The organism is Rhodococcus sp. NyZ502 (genome assembly GCF_041464245.1).
GTDB lineage: Bacteria > Actinomycetota > Actinomycetes > Mycobacteriales > Mycobacteriaceae > Rhodococcus_F > Rhodococcus_F qingshengii.
This window is the reverse complement of record NZ_CP167155.1, coordinates 3,547,211-3,565,139: the sequence shown is the minus strand read 5'-3', so window position 1 is coordinate 3,565,139 and position 17,929 is coordinate 3,547,211. Positions and strand designations below refer to the sequence as shown.

At 62.8% G+C, this 17,929-nt stretch carries 20 protein-coding genes; 7 read left to right on the top strand and 13 right to left on the bottom strand.

Features of this window, described 5'->3' with window-relative positions; genetic code table 11:
* Entirely contained in the window at positions 1 to 2,340 is a 2,340-nt protein-coding gene (glgX, locus tag ACBG85_RS16355; RefSeq protein WP_030537109.1) for a glycogen debranching protein GlgX, read from the bottom strand.
* 57 nt (positions 2,341 to 2,397) lie between these two features.
* Positions 2,398 to 3,690 (bottom strand): adenosylmethionine--8-amino-7-oxononanoate transaminase, encoded by a 1,293-nt coding sequence (locus ACBG85_RS16350; protein ID WP_030537108.1) that lies wholly within the window; start codon positions 3,688 to 3,690, stop codon positions 2,398 to 2,400.
* Between the two features lie 38 nt (positions 3,691 to 3,728).
* On the opposite strand from ACBG85_RS16350, the gene ACBG85_RS16345 reads away from it, so the two are divergent.
* The 4 genes from ACBG85_RS16345 to ACBG85_RS16330 all read left to right on the top strand — a co-directional run bounded on the left by ACBG85_RS16345 (position 3,729) and on the right by ACBG85_RS16330 (position 7,152).
* Positions 3,729 to 4,874: an 8-amino-7-oxononanoate synthase gene (locus ACBG85_RS16345; RefSeq protein WP_285182776.1), complete on the top strand. Its 1,146-nt coding sequence runs from the start codon at positions 3,729 to 3,731 to the stop codon at positions 4,872 to 4,874.
* Positions 4,871 to 5,554 (top strand): dethiobiotin synthase, encoded by a 684-nt coding sequence (bioD, locus tag ACBG85_RS16340; protein ID WP_166502373.1) that lies wholly within the window; start codon positions 4,871 to 4,873, stop codon positions 5,552 to 5,554. The genes ACBG85_RS16345 and bioD overlap by 4 nt, the downstream gene beginning before the upstream one ends.
* A gap of 187 nt (positions 5,555 to 5,741) precedes the next feature.
* Positions 5,742 to 6,221, top strand: a complete 480-nt coding sequence (locus ACBG85_RS16335; RefSeq protein WP_372024030.1) for a hypothetical protein — start codon at positions 5,742 to 5,744, stop codon at positions 6,219 to 6,221.
* Between the two features lie 13 nt (positions 6,222 to 6,234).
* Positions 6,235 to 7,152 (top strand): GGDEF domain-containing protein, encoded by a 918-nt coding sequence (locus ACBG85_RS16330; protein WP_372024028.1) that lies wholly within the window; start codon positions 6,235 to 6,237, stop codon positions 7,150 to 7,152.
* Positions 7,153 to 7,213: 61 nt separating this feature from the next.
* Here ACBG85_RS16330 and ACBG85_RS16325 read toward each other — a convergent pair whose 3' ends face one another.
* The 7 genes from ACBG85_RS16325 to ACBG85_RS16295 form a co-directional block, all read right to left on the bottom strand.
* Positions 7,214 to 8,596 carry a tripartite tricarboxylate transporter permease gene (locus tag ACBG85_RS16325; protein ID WP_003941745.1) on the bottom strand — a complete coding sequence of 461 codons (1,383 nt, stop codon included), beginning with the start codon at positions 8,594 to 8,596 and terminating at the stop codon, positions 7,214 to 7,216.
* Positions 8,593 to 9,084: a hypothetical protein gene (locus ACBG85_RS16320; protein ID WP_372024026.1), complete on the bottom strand. Its 492-nt coding sequence runs from the start codon at positions 9,082 to 9,084 to the stop codon at positions 8,593 to 8,595. The genes ACBG85_RS16325 and ACBG85_RS16320 overlap by 4 nt, the downstream gene beginning before the upstream one ends.
* Before the next feature lie 76 nt (positions 9,085 to 9,160).
* Positions 9,161 to 10,129: a hydroxymethylglutaryl-CoA lyase gene (locus tag ACBG85_RS16315; RefSeq protein WP_081557965.1), complete on the bottom strand. Its 969-nt coding sequence runs from the start codon at positions 10,127 to 10,129 to the stop codon at positions 9,161 to 9,163.
* Between the two features lie 5 nt (positions 10,130 to 10,134).
* A complete protein-coding gene (locus tag ACBG85_RS16310; protein ID WP_042925108.1) occupies positions 10,135 to 11,418 on the bottom strand; it encodes a hydroxymethylglutaryl-CoA reductase, degradative in 1,284 nt (427 codons plus the stop codon).
* Positions 11,419 to 11,530: 112 nt separating this feature from the next.
* A complete protein-coding gene (locus tag ACBG85_RS16305; RefSeq protein WP_372024024.1) occupies positions 11,531 to 13,504 on the bottom strand; it encodes a helix-turn-helix domain-containing protein in 1,974 nt (657 codons plus the stop codon).
* Positions 13,505 to 13,514: 10 nt separating this feature from the next.
* Entirely contained in the window at positions 13,515 to 13,955 is a 441-nt protein-coding gene (locus ACBG85_RS16300) for a tail fiber domain-containing protein (RefSeq protein ID WP_007733103.1), read from the bottom strand.
* 58 nt (positions 13,956 to 14,013) lie between these two features.
* The gene (locus ACBG85_RS16295; RefSeq protein ID WP_003941742.1) at positions 14,014 to 14,142 is read right to left on the bottom strand and encodes a hypothetical protein; all 129 of its coding nucleotides are present in this window, start codon (positions 14,140 to 14,142) and stop codon (positions 14,014 to 14,016) included.
* Between the two features lie 288 nt (positions 14,143 to 14,430).
* Between ACBG85_RS16295 and ACBG85_RS16290 the strand changes: the two genes are divergently transcribed.
* Positions 14,431 to 14,595: a hypothetical protein gene (locus ACBG85_RS16290; protein ID WP_180279628.1), complete on the top strand. Its 165-nt coding sequence runs from the start codon at positions 14,431 to 14,433 to the stop codon at positions 14,593 to 14,595.
* A gap of 5 nt (positions 14,596 to 14,600) precedes the next feature.
* Here ACBG85_RS16290 and ACBG85_RS16285 read toward each other — a convergent pair whose 3' ends face one another.
* The 3 genes from ACBG85_RS16285 to ACBG85_RS16275 all read right to left on the bottom strand — a co-directional run bounded on the left by ACBG85_RS16285 (position 14,601) and on the right by ACBG85_RS16275 (position 16,092).
* Entirely contained in the window at positions 14,601 to 14,975 is a 375-nt protein-coding gene (locus tag ACBG85_RS16285; protein ID WP_030537100.1) for a VOC family protein, read from the bottom strand.
* Between the two features lie 29 nt (positions 14,976 to 15,004).
* Positions 15,005 to 15,418: a VOC family protein gene (locus tag ACBG85_RS16280; RefSeq protein ID WP_007733099.1), complete on the bottom strand. Its 414-nt coding sequence runs from the start codon at positions 15,416 to 15,418 to the stop codon at positions 15,005 to 15,007.
* A gap of 101 nt (positions 15,419 to 15,519) precedes the next feature.
* Positions 15,520 to 16,092 (bottom strand): helix-turn-helix domain-containing protein, encoded by a 573-nt coding sequence (locus ACBG85_RS16275; protein ID WP_030537098.1) that lies wholly within the window; start codon positions 16,090 to 16,092, stop codon positions 15,520 to 15,522.
* A gap of 64 nt (positions 16,093 to 16,156) precedes the next feature.
* On the opposite strand from ACBG85_RS16275, the gene ACBG85_RS16270 reads away from it, so the two are divergent.
* Positions 16,157 to 16,870 (top strand): AzlC family ABC transporter permease, encoded by a 714-nt coding sequence (locus tag ACBG85_RS16270; protein ID WP_051649715.1) that lies wholly within the window; start codon positions 16,157 to 16,159, stop codon positions 16,868 to 16,870.
* Positions 16,867 to 17,187 carry an AzlD domain-containing protein gene (locus ACBG85_RS16265; protein WP_007733089.1) on the top strand — a complete coding sequence of 107 codons (321 nt, stop codon included), beginning with the start codon at positions 16,867 to 16,869 and terminating at the stop codon, positions 17,185 to 17,187. Before ACBG85_RS16270 ends, ACBG85_RS16265 begins: the two co-directional genes overlap by 4 nt.
* Here the strand turns inward: ACBG85_RS16265 and ACBG85_RS16260 are convergent.
* Complete coding sequence (locus ACBG85_RS16260) at positions 17,173 to 17,829, bottom strand: TetR/AcrR family transcriptional regulator C-terminal domain-containing protein (protein WP_007733086.1); 657 nt, start codon at positions 17,827 to 17,829, stop codon at positions 17,173 to 17,175. The two genes, ACBG85_RS16265 and ACBG85_RS16260, sit on opposite strands and share 15 nt — an antisense overlap.
* Between the last annotated feature and the right edge of the window lie 100 nt (positions 17,830 to 17,929).

The following is a 17,929-nucleotide window of genomic DNA, read 5'->3' as shown; positions in this document are numbered from 1 at the left end:
TCAAGCGGTTCTGCGAAGTACCGTCAATGCTCGCGCTTTTACATCCAATGTTGTTCCGGCTTTGATCACGGTATCGCTCTCACCGGTGGGGACCGAGGTGTCGAGTACGACGGTCCACTCCGACGCGTAGTCCGCGTTGGGGGTGGAGAATTCGAGATCTTCGTAGTGGGCGTTGAAGCAGAGAAGGAACGAATCTCCGGTGACGCGCTCGCCACGGTAGTTCGGTTCCGGGATCGCGTCACCGTTGAGAAAGACAGCCAACGACTTGCCGAAACCGCTGTCCCAGTCGGCCGGAGTCATCTCTTCGCCAGACGGCGTGAGCCAGGCGATGTCGCGACTCTGATCGCCGCTTCGAATAGGTCGCCCCTCGAAGAATCGACGACGCCGGAAGACCGGGTTCTTGGCGCGCAAGGCAATTGCGCGCTTGGTGAACTCGACGAGGTCGGCGTTGGTTTCCGCGAGAGTCCAATCCATCCATGACAGTTCCGAATCCTGGCAGTAAACGTTGTTGTTACCCTGCTGAGTTCGGCCCATCTCGTCGCCGTGAGCAAGCATCGGGGTGCCCTGGCTGAGCATCAGCGTAGCCAGTATGTTCCGGCTCTGACGGCCACGCAGTTCGAGGATTTCCGGGTCGTCGGTGGGGCCTTCGACCCCGCAGTTCCACGATCGGTTGTGCGATTCGCCGTCGTTGTTGTTCTCGCCGTTGGCTTCGTTGTGCTTCTCGTTGTACGAGACTAGGTCGTGGAGGGTGAAACCGTCGTGAGCGATGACGAAGTTGATGCTCGCGCCAGGGCGACGTCCGGTGGCCTCGTAGAGATCAGAGGATCCGGTGAGACGGGAGGCGAACTCCCCCAGCGTTGCCGGCTCACCACGCCAGTAGTCGCGGACGGTGTCGCGGTATTTGCCGTTCCATTCGGTCCACAGGCCGGGGAAGTTGCCGACCTGGTAACCGCCTTCGCCGACGTCCCACGGTTCGGCGATCAGCTTCACCTGACTGACGATCGGATCCTGTTGCACGAGATCGAAGAAGGCCGAAAGGCGGTCCACGTCGTGCAGTTCACGGGCGAGTGTCGAGGCGAGGTCGAAGCGGAATCCGTCGACGTGCATCTCCGTGACCCAGTACCGCAGAGAGTCCATGATCAATTGCAGCGTATGCGGATGACGGGCGTTGAGGCTGTTGCCCGTTCCGGTGTAGTCCATGTAGTGCTCTTCGTCGCCGTCGACCAGGCGGTAGTAGGCGGCATTGTCGATTCCGCGGAAACTGATGGTCGGCCCCATGTGATTGCCCTCGGCGGTGTGGTTGTAGACCACGTCGAGGATCACTTCGATACCAGCCTGGTGGAAGCTGCGCACCATGGCTTTGAATTCCGCTACGGCCGCATCGGGTTTCGTGGCCGAGGAGTAGTCGGTGTGCGGAGCGAGAAAGCCGAAGGTGTTGTAACCCCAGTAGTTTCGCAGACCTTGGTCGAGAAGCACCTGATCGTGCATGAACTGGTGGACCGGCATCAGTTCGATCGCCGTGACACCCAGATCGGTGAGGTGCTCGATGATCACCGGATGAGCGAGCCCCGCGTACGTGCCGCGCAATTCCTCCGGAACTCCGGGATGCGTCGCGGTCATACCCTTGACGTGCGCTTCGTAGATTACCGTCTCGTGATACGGACGCTTCGGCGAGTGGTCGGACGCCCAATCGAAGAACGGGTTGATGACGACGGTCGACATCGTATGGCCGAGCGAATCATGTTGGGGGAAAGGGATGGTGGCGGGTTCGTCGACGAGTGGTTCCGGCTCGAAGGGTTCGGGCTCGAGGATCTCGTCCGATTCCTGATCGCCCGTGGGCGAGTCGTCTTCGAGGCCCACCTCGTCCGATTCGGCTTCCGAACTCGTTTCGTCGGTAGCCTCTTGCGGCCCCACGGCGGGAGATTCGTCGTCTCCTGAAGGTTCGGGGTCCGCCGCCGATTCGACGTCGTACGAGAACAGCGAACGGTCTCCGTCGAAGTCTCCGTCGAACGCTTTTCCGTACGGGTCCAGCAGGAGCTTGCTCGGATCGCATCGCAGACCTGCAGCCGGATCGTACGGCCCGTGTACGCGGTAGCCGTATCGCTGGCCGGGGGATACCGACGGAAGGTACGCATGCCAGACGTAACCGTCGACCTCGTCCATCCGAATGCGGGTTTCGGTTCCGTCCTTGGCGATCAGGCACAGCTCGACGGCCTCGGCGACCTCGGAGAAGAGCGAGAAATTGGTCCCCGCGCCGTCGTAGGTGGCACCGAGTGGGTACGCACTGCCAGGCCATACCGGGATGGGAGTGGCTGAGGTCTCGCTCGGCGGTTGATCCATGAATCAGACCCTATCGGGTGCAGCCGATCGAATCTCGTCGACTGTCTACGGTGCCGATCACCGTTTCGCCTGGCTGCGGGCGGTTGCAAGCATTCCGGCTGTGATCTGTTCCACCTCTGCCTCCGAACACAGGTACGGAGGCATCGCGTATACGAGGTTGCGGAACGGCCGGAGCCAGACGCCGGCGTCGACGGCTGCATCGGTCGCGCTCTGCATGTCGACCGGCTGTTCGAGTTCGATCACTCCGATTCCGCCTTTGACGCGGACGTCGACGACCCCGGGAATTGTGACGGCTTCGGCGAGGCCTCGAGCGAGGCCACGTTCGAGGGTTGCGACGTCACGCCGCCAGTCCATCGCAAGCAGAAGTTCGGTCGACGCCACCGCGACGGCGCACGCGAGTGGATTGCCCATGAAGGTGGGGCCGTGCATCAGCCCGCCGCCCTCACCGGCAGTGATGGTCTCCGCGATCTCCGTGGTGCACAGCGTTGCCGCCAGACTCATGTACCCGCCGGTCAGTGCCTTGCCGACGCACATGACGTCGGGACTGACGCCGGCGTGATCGGCGGCGAACAATTCTCCGGTGCGTCCGAATCCGGTCGCGATCTCGTCGAAGACCAGGAGGACTTGGTACTTGTCGCAGAGGTTACGCAGGTCGATCAGGTACGCGGGATCGTGGAAACGCATTCCGCCGGCGCCTTGAACCACCGGTTCCACGATCACCGCTGCGAGGTCCTCGTGATGCTCGGCCAAGAGCGATTCCAACTCCTGCACGTATTCGGGGAGATAGCCCGCCGGGGGAGCCTGCGCGAAGACCTGAGGGCGCAGGACGTCGGTCCAGAGAGAATGCATGCCGCCGTCGGGATCGCAGACGCTCATGGGGGTGAAGGTGTCACCGTGGTATCCGCCGCGCCAGGTCATCAAACGATTCTTCGACGGCTTTCCGAGGCTCCGCCAGTACTGCAGGCACATCTTCACTGCGACTTCGACGGCCACCGAACCGGAGTCGGAGAGGAACACCTTGTCGAGGTGAGGTGGTGTGATGTCGACGAGCAGTCGCCCGAGGCGAGCGGCGGGTTCGTGCGTCAGTCCACCGAACATGACATGGCTCATCTTGCCGAGCTGCCGTGCGGCGGCGGTGTCGAGCACGGGATTGCGGTAGCCGTGAATGGCGGCCCACCACGAGCTCATCCCGTCGACCAATCGGCGGCCGTCGGAGAGCGTCAGGGTAGCCCCCTGCGCAGAGTCGACGATCAGCGGACGAGTCGACGCGGGAAACGATCCGTACGGATGCCAGAGGACATCGGCATCGATGGCGGAGACGTCATGGGGATCAAGTCCGGTTGTGAGCACGGATGCACCCTAGCCATTGAGTTGAACGGTGTTCAAGTATGGTCGGAAAAGTGAACACCTCGCTGAATTGGCTGACGGCCGTCGAAGCGGACCGCAGGGCCGCTGGACTGCGTCGCGAACTCCGTCCTCGCACGGTCGACTCCCCGTTGATCGACCTGGCGTCGAACGATTACCTCGGACTCGTGCGGCACCCCGATGTGATCGAGGGTGCCGCGGCGGCTCTGCGCCGTTGGGGCGCGGGCGCCACGGGCTCGCGTCTGGTCACCGGCACCACCACCGAACACGAACTGCTCGAAGTCGAACTGGCCGAATTCGTCGGGGCGGACTCCGGACTTGTCTTCTCCTCCGGTTACACAGCCAATCTCGGCGCGGTGACGGCGCTCTCGGGTCCAGGGTCGTTGATCGTCTCCGATGCGGGATCGCATGCCTCGCTGGTGGATGCCTGCCGCCTGTCACGTGCTCGGGTTGCCGTGGCTCCGCATTCGGACGTGGGCTTTCTCGCCGACACGTTGCGCAGCAGAGTGGAAGAGCGAGCACTGGTCGTCACCGATTCGGTCTTCAGCGCCGACGGAGACCTTGCGCCACTGCGGCAGATGCATCAGGTGTGCCGCGAGTACGGGGCGATCCTGTTGGTCGACGAGGCGCATGGCATCGGTGTGCGCGGTGCCGGTGGACGTGGACTCGTCCACGAGTCGGGCCTGGCCGGTGAACCCGACGTCGTCGTGACGGCAACACTGTCCAAGTCGCTCGCCAGCCAGGGTGGAGTTGTGCTCGGTGACAACAAGATCCGCGCGCATCTCATCGACGCGGCAAGAACGTTCATCTTCGACACCGGTCTCGCACCGGCCGCCGTAGGCGCGGCCAGGGCTGCACTCGCCGTACTCCAGCGTGAGCCGACGCGAGCGCTCGACGTCCTGGCCCGGGCATCCGAGTTGGCGGACGTCACCGGTGCTCCGTCGCCTGAATCTGCTGTCGTCTCAGTCGTTCTCGGTGATCCGCAGCGGGCGTTCGATGCCGCGTCGGCGTGCCGGGATCAGGGGTTGCATGTCGGTTGCTTCCGCCCGCCGTCGGTTCCGGAAGGAACGTCACGGCTGCGTCTAACCGCACGAGCGACGCTGTCCGCATCCGAGATGGAGCAGATCGTTCTCGTACTGCGCGAAGTATTGGCCGGAGCCCGAGCATGAGCATTTTCCTGGTGACCGGAACGTCGACCGACGTCGGAAAAACAGTGGTGACAGCTGCATTGGCATCGGTGGCCTTGCAGTCGGGCAAGTCGGTTGCAGTGCTCAAACCGGCCCAGACCGGCGTCGACGTGGACGGTGCGGGTGATCTGGCCGAGATCGAGCGTCTGACCGGCGGCGGCGTGACGCTGGTCGAGTTGGCGCGGTATCCCGAACCTTTGGCGCCGGATACTGCTGCCCGTCGAAGTGGTCTGCCGTTGTTGGCGCTCGACGAAGTAGTCCGAGTTGCTCGCGACCTGGACACCACCCACGACTTGACCCTGATCGAAGGCGCCGGCGGCTTGCTGGTCCGCTTGGGCGTCGACGGGTTCACCGCTCGCGATCTTGCCGCGGCTCTGGCGGTGCCAGTGGTGCTGGTGGTTGCGTCCGGCCTGGGCACGCTCAATCACACCGCACTGACCGTGGAAACCCTACGTGCATCCGGCGTGGACTGCGCCGGGTTGGTGATCGGTTCGTGGCCGCAGGAACCGGACCTCGCCGAGAGATGCAATCGCGAGGATCTGGTTTCGGTCAGCGGTGTTCCCCTTCTCGGGGTAATGCCTGCCGGAAGTGGAGGCGCGAGTGTCCGAGAGTTTGCTCGCACCGCTTCGATCACGCTCGGTGAACTTCATTTGACCAACTGACGACGTAACATCCGATTTGTCCACATCGATAGCCAAGGCACAGTGGGGCACCTCGGGTTTCGACGTCCCTCGCGTACGATTCCGGTCGGTATATTTCGACGGGTGTCTTGCGGCGACCCTGCATCCGGGGCGCCTTGGTCACCGATAGTAGTTGTCGAATTGTGAGTAGGTCAGTCGAATGTAGGTGGTGAGCACGGTCGAAAAGTCGTTGTCGTCATCGGCCGTACGTCGCGCACTGCTTATCGGCGTAGTCGTCTTCGTCTCGTGCCTGGTCGGAATTCTGAGCCGTCTGCCGGGCACGCTTGCAGTCTTCTGGCCGGCCAACGCGCTGCTACTCGGGATCCTCTTTCGGTCGCCGCGTTCCGCCACACTGCTCACCTGGATCTGCGTCGTAGTCGGTTATGTCGGAGCCGACCTGATCACCGGTGGGGCATGGGAGTCCACGGTGTGGCTCAACGCGGCCAACATCGTCGGGGTTGCGAGCGGCTTCTACGCCTTTCGCTGGGTCGACAGTGAGGACCGTCGACTGACCAGTATTCAGTCCGTCGGCTATCTCGTGTCGGTGACTGTCGCCGCCGCGTCGATGGCGGCGCTCGTGGGCGGAATCGCGAACCGCGCTGTTCGGCGGGCAGTGGTGGGACGGCTGGTTGCTCTGGTTCTCGAGTGAGTTCGTCAACTACATGACCATCGTCCCCTTGGTGCTGACATTCCCTTCGCTTCGACGAGTGGATCGAGAACCGAAAGCTGTTGCCACGCTTGTGCGTCGATCAGTCGTTCCGACGGCGCTGCTGGCCGTCTGCATCATCTTGGAGTGGGTGATAGGTGGTGCCGGAGCGATCGCGTTTGCCATGCCGGCGCTGGTGACTGCAGCCTTGCTCACCAATGTATTTGTCACGTCGGTGCTCACCGCTGTGTCAACTGCCTGGACGTTGGTACTGACGGCCGACGGCCATCTCGGATTGTCCAGCGAGGGCGTCTCGCCGGTCAGCGCGTCGGTCCAGATCGGATTGTCGCTGCTGGCGGTAGCGCCGATCGCGGTGGCCTGTGTGATCCTCGAGCGTCGCCGCGCGCTCGAGGCACTCACCCAGGCCGTCACCCACGACGATCTCACCGGTGCGTTGCGCCGGGACGAGTTCCTGCGGCGAGGCGGCAGCGTGACGGGTGCGACCGATCCGCGTCGCCCCTCTGGACGTCCGGTCAGCGTCCTGATGATGGATCTGGATCACTTCAAGATGGTGAACGACAACCTCGGTCATCGTGCCGGCGATACAGCGTTGGTGAGTTTTGCCGATCAGGTGCGGCGGCACCTCGATGACAAGCATCTCTTCGCCCGATTGGGCGGCGAGGAGTTCGTCGTACTGATGGCCGGTGTCGATCTCGAGGGTGCGACCGAAACAGCCGAGATGATTCGACGCGCGCAAGCGGAGAATTCGTCGGCAGTATTGGGTGAATTCGGGCCGACCGTCAGCATCGGTGTCGCGTGTTCACCCCACGGCGACGCAGACCTGACGCAATTGGTCGATTGCGCTGACGAGGCGTTGTATCGAGCGAAGAAGTTGGACCGCAATCGAACCGTGGCGCTCACGGTCGGTAGCTGAAGAAATACGTGCGGACCCGCAGTTTGTTGCGGGTCCGCACGTGGTGGTGGAGTCGACCGATTCAGAACAGATTGATCAGGGCAGGAACACTGAACAGCGCTACGTAGTAACCCATGAACAGAACTCCGCCGTGAATCTTGAACAGGCGCCCGAGAAGACCACCGACCAGGCCGACCGTCACGGTGATCAGAAGCCCGAGGATGCCGCCCTCCCAGATGCTGATGACGACGACGAGTCCCGTGAACACCGCGATCACAGCTTCGTGACTGATGTGCTTGACCACCGCTGACGCAGCGCGGTACGCGTAGTTCATGGCAAAGGGGTATGCGATGACCGTTGCCGTGACCACTGCGAGCAGTCCGTAGAGCAGGAACTCCCACTGCGTCAGGTACGTGGAGAGATTGTTGATCACTCCGGTTTCCTGATTGGTCTCGAACACCGGTGGAGCGTTGAACAGAGGGGCTGCGGGGCCTGCCGCGAGCGGGCTGAGCGGAAGGCCGAAAGCGACGAGTGGGATGAGGGTTTCCGCGATGTAGGTGGATTCCGTCGTACCGTTCTTCGCCGAGACCATTGTGGTCAGTCGGTGATAGCCGTTCTTGATCCGCGCACCTACCAGCTCACCCATCAGAACAGTCATGGCGACCGGGCTGAAGACGAAGGTTGCGCTCGACACCGTGGAAGCGGCGGCGGTGTAACCGATCTGCTTGCGATCGAGGACCTTCAGAGGATTGGGGAAGTATCCCTTCCATCCTTTGATGTCCGGGGCCAATGCAACGGTTTTGGGTTCACTGCGTTCCATGTCCTTACGGCTCGACGGGCCCAAGGTCAATGCGAGGTCCGCGATCAGCGGCCCGACTGCGATCGCAAGGAAGTAGCTGATGTTCAGCGACACATCGTAATTCGACGTCAACGCGCGAGCGCCGAGGATCAAGATGACGAAGGGAACGAGGGCGACAACCCCGGCCCAGCGGCCTGGTGAGGCGTAGGCGATGCCGATGGCGGCGACCAGGAACAGCCACGGTGCTATCGACTGAACGGTGTCCGCGAACGGCGCGAGGATGGTCGCGAACAAAACGGCAACCGGCACAGCGACGAACGCCGAGATCACTGCTCCCGAGATCGCCTTGCGGAGTGCGATGTGCGGGATGCCGAGTGAGCGCATCATCTGCGCTTCCGGCAAGAGTGGAATCGCCATCGTGTCGCCGGGAATGCCCAGCAGCATCGTCGGCACCGCGTGCGTCATGTGTTTGGCGATCGCACCCGAGAGGAAGAACGTGAAGACCGCCGCCGGGGGAGCGCCGAGCAGAATCACGAGCAGAGTCAGCGGTGCGATCGTGGCGGTCTCGTCCGTGCCGGAGATCAATCCGATGAACGTGAATGCGACCGCGCCGATGATGCCGAAGAGAACGGCAATCAGAATTTCGTTGGTCAGAACCGAACTCATGCGCGCCCACCGTCCTTCGGTGTGTTCGAGACCTGTGCGTGCTCGGCCTCGGCAGCGGCGAAGTGGTCGTACAGACCCAGCTCGCGAAGTTCCTGTCGGCTCTGCTCCGGAATGTCGGCGAGAGTGCCCAGACCCTGGCGCTGTTCACTCATCGTCGTGATGACACCGTCGATCGACTCCGCGTCGGCGGCGGCCAAGGCGACTATCCGCTTCGGCTTGATGAAGATTCCGCAGACCACCCCGGCGAGCAGGCAGGCCGCGATGCCGACCAGAAGGCTGTACGCCTGGGCCAACGACGGTTCGCTGACGACCCGTTCGAACAGTGCCTGGGCCGCGAGAAGGGCCGAGGCGCCGACGACACTGCCGACTGCAACGGAGATCGCGAGGTGTCGACCGTTGACGGTGTCGCCCCAGACCTCGAGGTATGTCTGCTGCTCGGTCGGCTCGGTTGTGGTGGTCGGCGTCGTTGCCGGCTGCGGTGGTGACATCAGTCTTCTCCAGTGTCATGCATGGCGGGGTCGTACAGGGAGGGGCTTGCGAGATGAGGGGCTTGCGTTGCGGGTGTCAGGTGCGTGCTGCGCGGAGGGCGGTGACAACTCGGGACGGGCTCGAGTGGCCGATCTGTTCGGCCATCCAGATGCTTGTATCGGTGAGCGAATCCAGGTCGATGCCGGTGTCGATCCCGAGGCCGTGGAGCATCCACACCAGATCCTCGGTCGCGAGATTTCCGGTCGCGCCCTTGGCATATGGGCACCGTCCGAGACCACCTGCGGAACTGTCGAATTCGGATACCCCAGCGGTCAACGACGCATAGACGTTCGACAGCGCCTGGCCGTAGGTGTCGTGAAAGTGCATGGCGATCTGCGATGTGGGGATGCCACGTTCTCGGAGGGCGCCGAGCAAAGCGAGCACATGGCCAGGTGTGCCGACGCCGATGGTGTCGCCGAGTGAGAGTGACGTGACACCGCTGTCGATCAGGGTCTTTGCGATGTCGGCGACACGCTCGACGGGCACGGAGCCTTCCCAGGGGTCGCCGAAGCACATGGAGATGTAGCCGCGGACGGGAAGTCCCAGGGCTCGGGCGGCCGTAGTGACCTCGGCAGCCGCGGCGATCGCGCCGTCCACCGTGGAATTGAGGTTGCGTTTCGCGAATTCCTTTGTGGCGCTGACGAATACTGCAACCTCGCTTGCTCCGGCGGCGACGGCCCGCTCGAGACCCTTGCGGTTCGGGACAAGAACGACCGTACGTACCGAGTCCGGCAGGTGCAGCCGACCCATCAATTCTTCCGCGTCCGCAAGTTGCGGGATCCATCGAGGTGAGACGAAACTCGTCAATTCGACAGTGCGGGAGCCGGCCGCGACCAGGCGTTCGATGAACTGGGCTTTCGTCTCGGTCGGGATCACCGCTGTTTCCGCTTGAAGTCCGTCGCGTGGCCCGACTTCGTAGATCCGGACCGAGGTCGGCAGCCCCGGCGCCGGCACTCGATGAGGCGCCGGCTTCCACACCGGTGATCCTGCAACTGTTTCGGTCATTGTCGTCAGTTTCCGCCGCGGATCTCGGCGAGAACCTTCTCGGCATGCTCGACGCGAATGCTCTTGTCCGCGATCAGGCGTGCCACCACGGCGTCGATCTCGTTCTTCTGCGCTCCGGCGGTGGCAGCGATGTTGCGGGCGTGCAGCCCCATGTGTCCGCGCTGGACACCCTCACTGGCCAGAACGCGGACCGCAGCCAGGTTCTGCGCCAGGCCGACTGCCAGGATGATGCCGGCGAGTTCCTCGGCGCTCTCGACGCCGAGCATCTTGATTGCGGCCTGCGCTACGGGGTGCACTTTGGTGGCCCCGCCGACGAGGCCGACCGGCATGGGCAGTTCGAGGGTGCCGACGATGTTTCCGTCGGCATTCTTCTCGAAATGCGAGAGCGACGAGTAGATTCCGTCGGCGTTGACTGCATGGGAGTGGCACCCGGCTTCGACTGCGCGCGTGTCATTTCCGGTCGCCAGCACCACGGCGCTGATGCCGTTCATGATGCCCTTGTTGTGCGTCGCGGCGCGGTAGGGATCCAGCTCCGCCAAGCGTGCGGCATGGATCAGGTTGTCCACAACCTCTGCGCCGCCGATCAATTCGGCATCGAACACGGCGCGAACGCGTGTCAGCCGCAGATCGGCCTTGTTGGTGAGGATGCGCAGGACGACGTGTCCGCCGCCGATCTCGGCCACTCGATCCGCGATTGCCTCGGCCATCGTGTTGACGGCGTTGGCGCCCATGGCATCTCGTACGTCGACGTGAAGGTGAAGGACGACGTAGGTGGCCTTGTCCGAAGAAACGATGCGTACCGAAATGTCCTTCACGCCACCGCCGACACTGACCAGCTTCGGGTCCTGTTCGTTGGCGAGTGCAATGATTTCTTCACGTGCCTCGAGGAGTCGGATTCGGGCAGCTGCCGGATCCACGACGTCGACGAGTTGTATCTGGGCCTGCATGATCGGCGGGGTACTCGAGACGTGAAAGCCGCCGAGTCCGCGTGCGATGCGAGCAGCGTTGCTTGCGGCTGCGACTACCGACGGCTCCTCGGTGGCGAGCGGGATCAGGTAGTCCGTGCCGTTGATCGTGAAGTTGGTGGCCACGCCGACCGGGATGCCGATGACGCCGAGGACGTTCTCGACCATGCGATCGGCCTGGTCGATGGTGAGGCCGTCGGCGGCGTCGTAGACCGCGATGTCTGCCTCGGTCAGGTCGGTCTGGCGGACGATCTCGGCGCGTCGTGCGGCGACGTCGTAGGACCGGAAATCGGCGATGCGGCTGTTGATGGACCGGTTGTTCATAGACACGTGGGGTCGTCCTCCTGAAGTGGTTCTGTGCTCCGCTTCACAGTACGGAGGTCGATGCTTGCCAGGCCACGTGCTCACGACACATCGATCGGTCGAAATTGTAGTGTCATGCACCATCGGCGCTGTCGTTGATGCCGCTTCCGGCCTCTTCGGTTCCCACGTCCCGAAGTTCGTCGAGCCTCGTCGCCATGGACACCCGGAAAAAGTTCTCGTCTTCCCGCCACGATTGACCGAGGAGCGTACGGATGCGGTCGAGACGCTGAACGACGGTGTTGGGGTGATAGTTGAGTGCGCGGGCAGCCTTGGTCGGGCTCCCGTCGTTGCGTACCAGGGCACGAAGGGTCGCGGTGAGATCGGTGTCCTTGTCGCGGTCGTACGCGAGTACCGGGCCGATTACTTCGTCGATGAACTGATGAAGTGATTCCGGATTTTCGCCGAACAGAACGGTGTACGGCAGATATGACGCCGTCGTGACCGCGCCGTCGGTCTTGCCCAATGCCGTGAGTAGGCGGGCCGTGCGCAGCGCCGAGGTGAAGCGCGCCGGGAGCTCTTCGGGGCGTTCCGCCGTCGCCGGCGCAATGACTACTGCGTGCGGTCCTACCGAACCGGTGATCTGGCGGTGAATGACCGTCGCCGCGGCTGCCGGGTTTCCCGAGCGCGAGACCACCGCGATCAATCCGGCATGCTGCGCCGCCAACCCCGCTACCGGCAGAGACTGCCCGATTGCGCGGAGCGCGGCGGTGCGGAGTTCCGGAGCGACCGACACCACGAGGACGGTGTCCAGTTCGCCGAGGGAGATGCCGAGGTTTCGGGTCCTACGTTCGAGATCGCGCCTGCGCTCGGGCGCAGTGCTCAGCAAGTCGGCGACCAGTTCGTCACGTGCACGCCGGTCCGCTGCTGCCGCCGCCGAGTGTTGCAACACGAGGATGGCAGTGACCTGAGCTGCCCGTTCCACGGTCCGGAGTTCGACGGGGCCGATCGGCGCGTCCGAACGATTCAGCAAGATGGCCCCGAGGAACGATTCTCCGGCGGTGACGGCGCTGACGAGTTGGATCACGGTCTCGCTGTTATCGGCGACAAACGTGCATCGGCCACTGCGGCGACTCTGGTCGATGGCATCGGACACGGCGCGAGGTAGCGACAACGGCACCGTCGTGATCTGCTCACCCGACGATGTGACGAGAGGGCGTAGCTCATTGTCGACGACGACGGTGCTGCGTTCGAGTGCGCTGCTGAGGGTTCGTGCAACCTGGGCGTAGCCACCGCCGCGGAGAACGGCGTGGATCAGATCCTGGTGGACGATGTTCGATTTGTCCCGCGCGGACACGTGCTCGCGCAGCTCGTCGAGTGCTCGCCCGGTCTCGGCGGCGGATTCCTCGGCGCGGTCCAGCGCCCGTGCGGTTTGCAGGACTACCGAGGCGTGATCAGCCAGCGCCGAGAGCAGGGCGATCTGATCTGCGGTAAATCGTCGTTCCCGGCGGTCGGCGGCAAACAGGACTCCGAGGATCTGGCCGTCGGAGAGCATCGGCACGCCGAGAATCGCCACCAGACCCTCGGCGACGATCGCGGCATCGACCACTTCGTCATGGCGCGACTGCGTGTAGTCGCTGTAGTTCTGAACCCATTGGGCTGCTCGAGATTCGGCAATCGCGCTGACCAGTCCCGCGCCGGCAGGAACTTGCAGATGCTGGAGTTCCGGCGAGACCGCGCCGGCCGTCTTTCGAACATTCAGGTCACGAGTGATCACGTCGAACTCGGACAGGTACGTGACGTCGGTGCCCATGATGTCGTGTGCGCGGTTGACCAGCCTCTGCAGCAGTGTGTCCACGTCGCGAACCTGCGCGAGCTCACGTGCACTCGAATAGAGAACCGCCAATTCGTTCTCGCGACGGCGAAGTCGCCGAAATTCCGACCGACTGGCCCGGATGAGGGCCGCGGTCTCCGCGACCTCCGTTGCGCCAAAGCCGAATTCGGCAAGTACCTGTTCGACATGTTCGTCGCCGACTGAATCGAACGTCACGTCGAACAGCGCGGCAATCACGTTGGGCGCTGAGTCGGAGTCTGAATCAGGGGCGGTCACACCGAACAAACTACAGACCGGTGGATCCACCGAATTCGTCGAGCGGTGTGGATATGTGATTGTTGTTTGTTTCCAATGCATTCCGAGTCGTGCTCGTGTCTCCCGTTTCCCGTCTCAGTCTGTTCACGTCCTTCTCGAGCGCGCTGACTTCTGTCTCGAGGGCACTGATTTTGCGGTTCAACGCTTGGATGCTCGCCATGCAGACGCCGTTCGCGTCGACGGCGGAGATCCGGCGGGCGTTGGATCCCAAGCCGAAAATCGCCGCAAAGTCTTGCGCCATCGGACCCAGGTGACGGACCGACTTGTGGTCGAATCCGTAACTCCACGTACTTATTCGGAGTGCCGTCAACCGGTCGAGCACGTCCTGCGCGCTCGTCGGAACATCTACGCCGGTATGCACGCCACGTCGATGCGCGGCCCGTGCGAACACCCACTGCGCGGGGTGTCGCATCGCGGCGTTCACCCGAATACCGACCCGAGTGCCCAAAAATTCAGTGCGCTCGCCCTCGTCAGGCGGTGAGTTCACGTCGTGCGGTTTTGACGGTCTTGTCGCTCAGCAGAATTCCCGCTCCTGCGCCGAGCAGTCCGAGGCCGATTCCGACAGCGGCGCTGCCGAGGCCCAAAGCAATTCCCAACATGATTCCTCCAAAAATTGTGCGGTGAATTGAGGGGCCAGGTGTCCGACGAAAGTGCTGCCGACCTGCTCCGCGCTCATCTTTCACATTGCTCCGCCGTGCGGGCGATGACAACCCGTCTGGACCGAATTTCTCGTGGAAAACACAGGCGTGCAACACTGGGTGAAGAACTGCTGAGTCATCGGCGTCTTGTCGGCGCCGTACGGGCGGCAGTAATTGAGTAGCCATCGACCGATCTCTAACGCAGGTTTATCTGCGCGCGGCAACGATGACCAGGCAAAAGGGTGGCATGTGAACGAATCGAGCAGTGGCTTGTTTTCCGACCTCAGCGCGTCGGAGCCCGTTGTCGACGCAAAAAGCGCCGAGCAACTGGCTGCCGAGCGTGAAACTGCGGCAGCAGAACGCTCCAACACCGACACCGCTGAACAGCGGCAGTCGCGGCTGTTCAGCGGTTAAGCGCGTCAGGACTCCTTGATCACCGACAGAACATTGCCGGCGGGATCGGTGAACCACGCGATGTCGGGGCCGTTGCCACGCATGATGCCTCGCGCATCCTGGGGGAATCCGTCGTATTTGAGAAACTCCACGCCACGTGCGGTCAGTTGGTCGACGGTTGTGTCGATGTCGTCGACGACGAAGTTGAGAATCGTGTAGGTCGCCGCTTCGTGATTCGGCTTCGGATAAACGAGGATCTCGGTTCCGCCGGCAAGATGTAGGCGAATCAGTCCCATGTCTCCGTCGGTTACCTTCAACCCGAGTGTTTCGCCGTAGAACTTCTTTGCAGAGTCGATGTCTGTCACCGAAAATCCGCTGAATGCTTTCGTGTCTGTAAGCATGACTATCTCCGTTCCCAGCGGTTGCCGGACTAGGTGGTTTGGGAATCCGTCATTCCGGATTCCATCTCGGCCCTGGCTTCCTCGCTGAACTCGATGATCTGAACGTAGTTTCCGTCGGGGTCGATCGCAGTGGCGAACAAACTGCCCCCGCGGTCTTCGAGTGGAGCGTGCCAGTTTCCGCCGAGCGTATCGATGCGCTGTGCGATCGACCGGGCGTCGTCGGTTTCGACGTTGAGGAACATGCGACCCGGCTGGGGGTTGGTCTCGCCGACGTCGTCGCGTCTGTCGAGCATCACGTAGAAACCGTTGAAGTCGAGCACGTCGTAGCCGGGTTCGCCGGGAGTCCGGTCGACCTTCGGGGCGAACGCCTCGGCGTACCAGTCGCGCAAGCGTTCGGGGTCGGTGCTCGAGAGCAAAATGCTGCTGATGCTGGATCCGGACATGGGTCCTCCTGCTGTCGGTCGTTACTGTCGTCGGCAATCGAGGCTCTGGCCACGTCACCTCCCAGATACAGACTTCCCGCAGCGGCGAAACTCATCGCGGCTCAGGTGTGTTCCGACACCAAGATCGCTGTCGTCCCTGGTTCGAGCGCCCGAAAGATGTGCTCCTCGTCGCCGGGATAAGCAAGATAATCGCCCGGTCCGAGTTCGATCGGATTTGCAGTGGGCCCGACCTCCGCCCGTCCGGTGCCGATCACGACGTGTTCGGTGGTGCCGCGTGCATGCGGAGTGGAAATACGCGGCTCGCCCGGTTCGGCGACTATCCGATACAGATCGCGTCGTGCGTTCGGTGGGCTCGGCGCCAAGAGCGTCGCGATGTACGACGCGTTTGCCGACGCAATCGCGGGACCTTCTCCGGCTCGAATCAACTGAACGGTCTGTGCCTGAGAGTCGACGAGTTGTGAGAACGGCACGCCCAATGCGTTTCCGAGTGCCCACAGTGTTTCGAGGCTCGGATTTCCGAGTCCGGATTCGAGTTGGGAGAGTGTGGACTTGGCGATATCGGCGCGCCGGGCGACCTCCGAAAGGCTCAAGCCTGCTCGGGCACGTTCGCGTTTGAGTGCGACGGCGACCAGTTTCTGAGGAGTCTCCGCTGTATCCGTTTCATTACTGGGCATCGTTCGATTCTCCGATCGATCGTTCTACTTGACGAACGGTGTCACTTCGTTCAACATAGAATACATGCGTTCTTTATGGCGAACAGTTGATCGAGACACGGTTCGGGTGAGCGTGCTGATCTGTCTCTCCGTGGCCATCGTCGGTGTGTCCTACGGTGTGACGGCAGGATCGGCTGGATTCTCGTTGTGGCAGCTTTCGGCGTTGGCTGTACTCGTTCTGGGAGCGTCTTCGGAGTTCTTGTTCATCGGAATCATCGCGGCCGGAGGCGGCGCCGTCGCTGCAGTTGTAGCCGGCTTGCTGATCAACTCCCGAAACTTCGCCTACGGATTGGCAGCGGGATCTTTTCTCGGCGAGGCTCGCCACACGGATTCAGGCTGGCGCAGGGGCTCGGGCTGGCGCAAGTTGGTCGGCGCGCACCTGGTCAACGACGAAAGCGTCGCGGTTGCCATGGCGCAGGGCTCGGTGAAGCAGAAGCGTGCGGCCTTCTGGTTCTGTGGGATCGGGATCGCGGTGTCGTGGCCGATCGGAGCTCTCCTGGGCGGGCTGCTCGGCAGAGTCGTCCGAGACCCCGGCGCGTTGGGATTGGATGCCGCGTTTCCGGTTGTCATTCTGGCCCTTGTCTTGCCTGCGCTGAAGGAAAAGGTGACGCTGCTTGCCGCCCTGATCGGTGCAGCAGTCGCGGTGGCCACGTCGCCGTTCCTGCCGTCGGGTACCGCTCCGCTCGTTGCGCTGCTGAGTATCGCGGTGACGATACCGTTCCGGGAGAAGGTTCGATGAATACCGCGTCGGTCTGGATCGGTATCGTCGTGTTCGCTTGCGGTTCTTACGCTTTGCGGGCAAGTGGCGTTCTGCTCCGCGCTCGGGTGAAGCTCTCCGGCTTCGCCGAGAAAACCCTCGATCGTGCTGTCGTGGTGCTGCTGCTCGCAGTGGTTGTGACATCGACGGTCTTCACCGGGCATGACGTTGCGGGGCCGGCGCGGATGCTCGGCGTGGTGGCCGGAGGCATCTGCGCCTGGTTCAAGGCGCCGTTGGTGGTCGTGGTGATTGTCGCGGCCGGCACTACTGCAGTACTCCGACTGTCAGGAGTGTCGTAGAGCCGATTCGATGGGCGTTGAATCGGGGATCGAATTCAGGCGAGTGCGAATGCCGTCGATGAACAGGTCCAGGCCGAACTGGAAGCGCACTGTCGGATCGCCGTCGAGGAGGTCCTCGTCGGAACCGCCGCCGATCACCTCGGGGGAGTCGGGGGAAATGGGTGCTCTGGTCAGTGCCCCCATTTCTTCCATCTGCGCTCGGGACTGCTCGTCCACGGTATGGCCGAGTACGTAATACAGCAGGGCGTACGCCGCGAGTTGGGCGTGCTCGCGTGAGAGACCGGATTCTTGCCCGGCTTGTACGAAATGCTCGCGCACCTTGCTGTTCGTCATCCGCGAGGCGAAGGTGGCGCTGACCAACTCGGCGCCGTCGCGGTGCGCCAGTAGGGCAGACCGAAGTCTGTGTGCCAGTTCGGAATACGCTTCTTGCCACGTGTCTGCGTCGACGGGGGCGTCGAGGTCTTCGAGGATCTTGTCGACGACCGCGCCCAGCAAGGTCTGTTTGTTCGGGAAGTGCCAGTAGAGAGCGCCGGGTTGGACACCCAGTGACGTTGCGAGCCTGCGCATCGTGAGGTCGGCAAGTCCGAACTCGTCGAGTATCGCCATGGCGCCGTCCAGCACGTCGCCGCGTCGCAACTGCACTTGTTGTACCCCTCGTTTCGTCCCGCTGTGGACCGCTCGCGATCGGATGTCGATCGGATGTCGATCGGACCCGCCTTTGACAGTATTCCACCACGTCTCT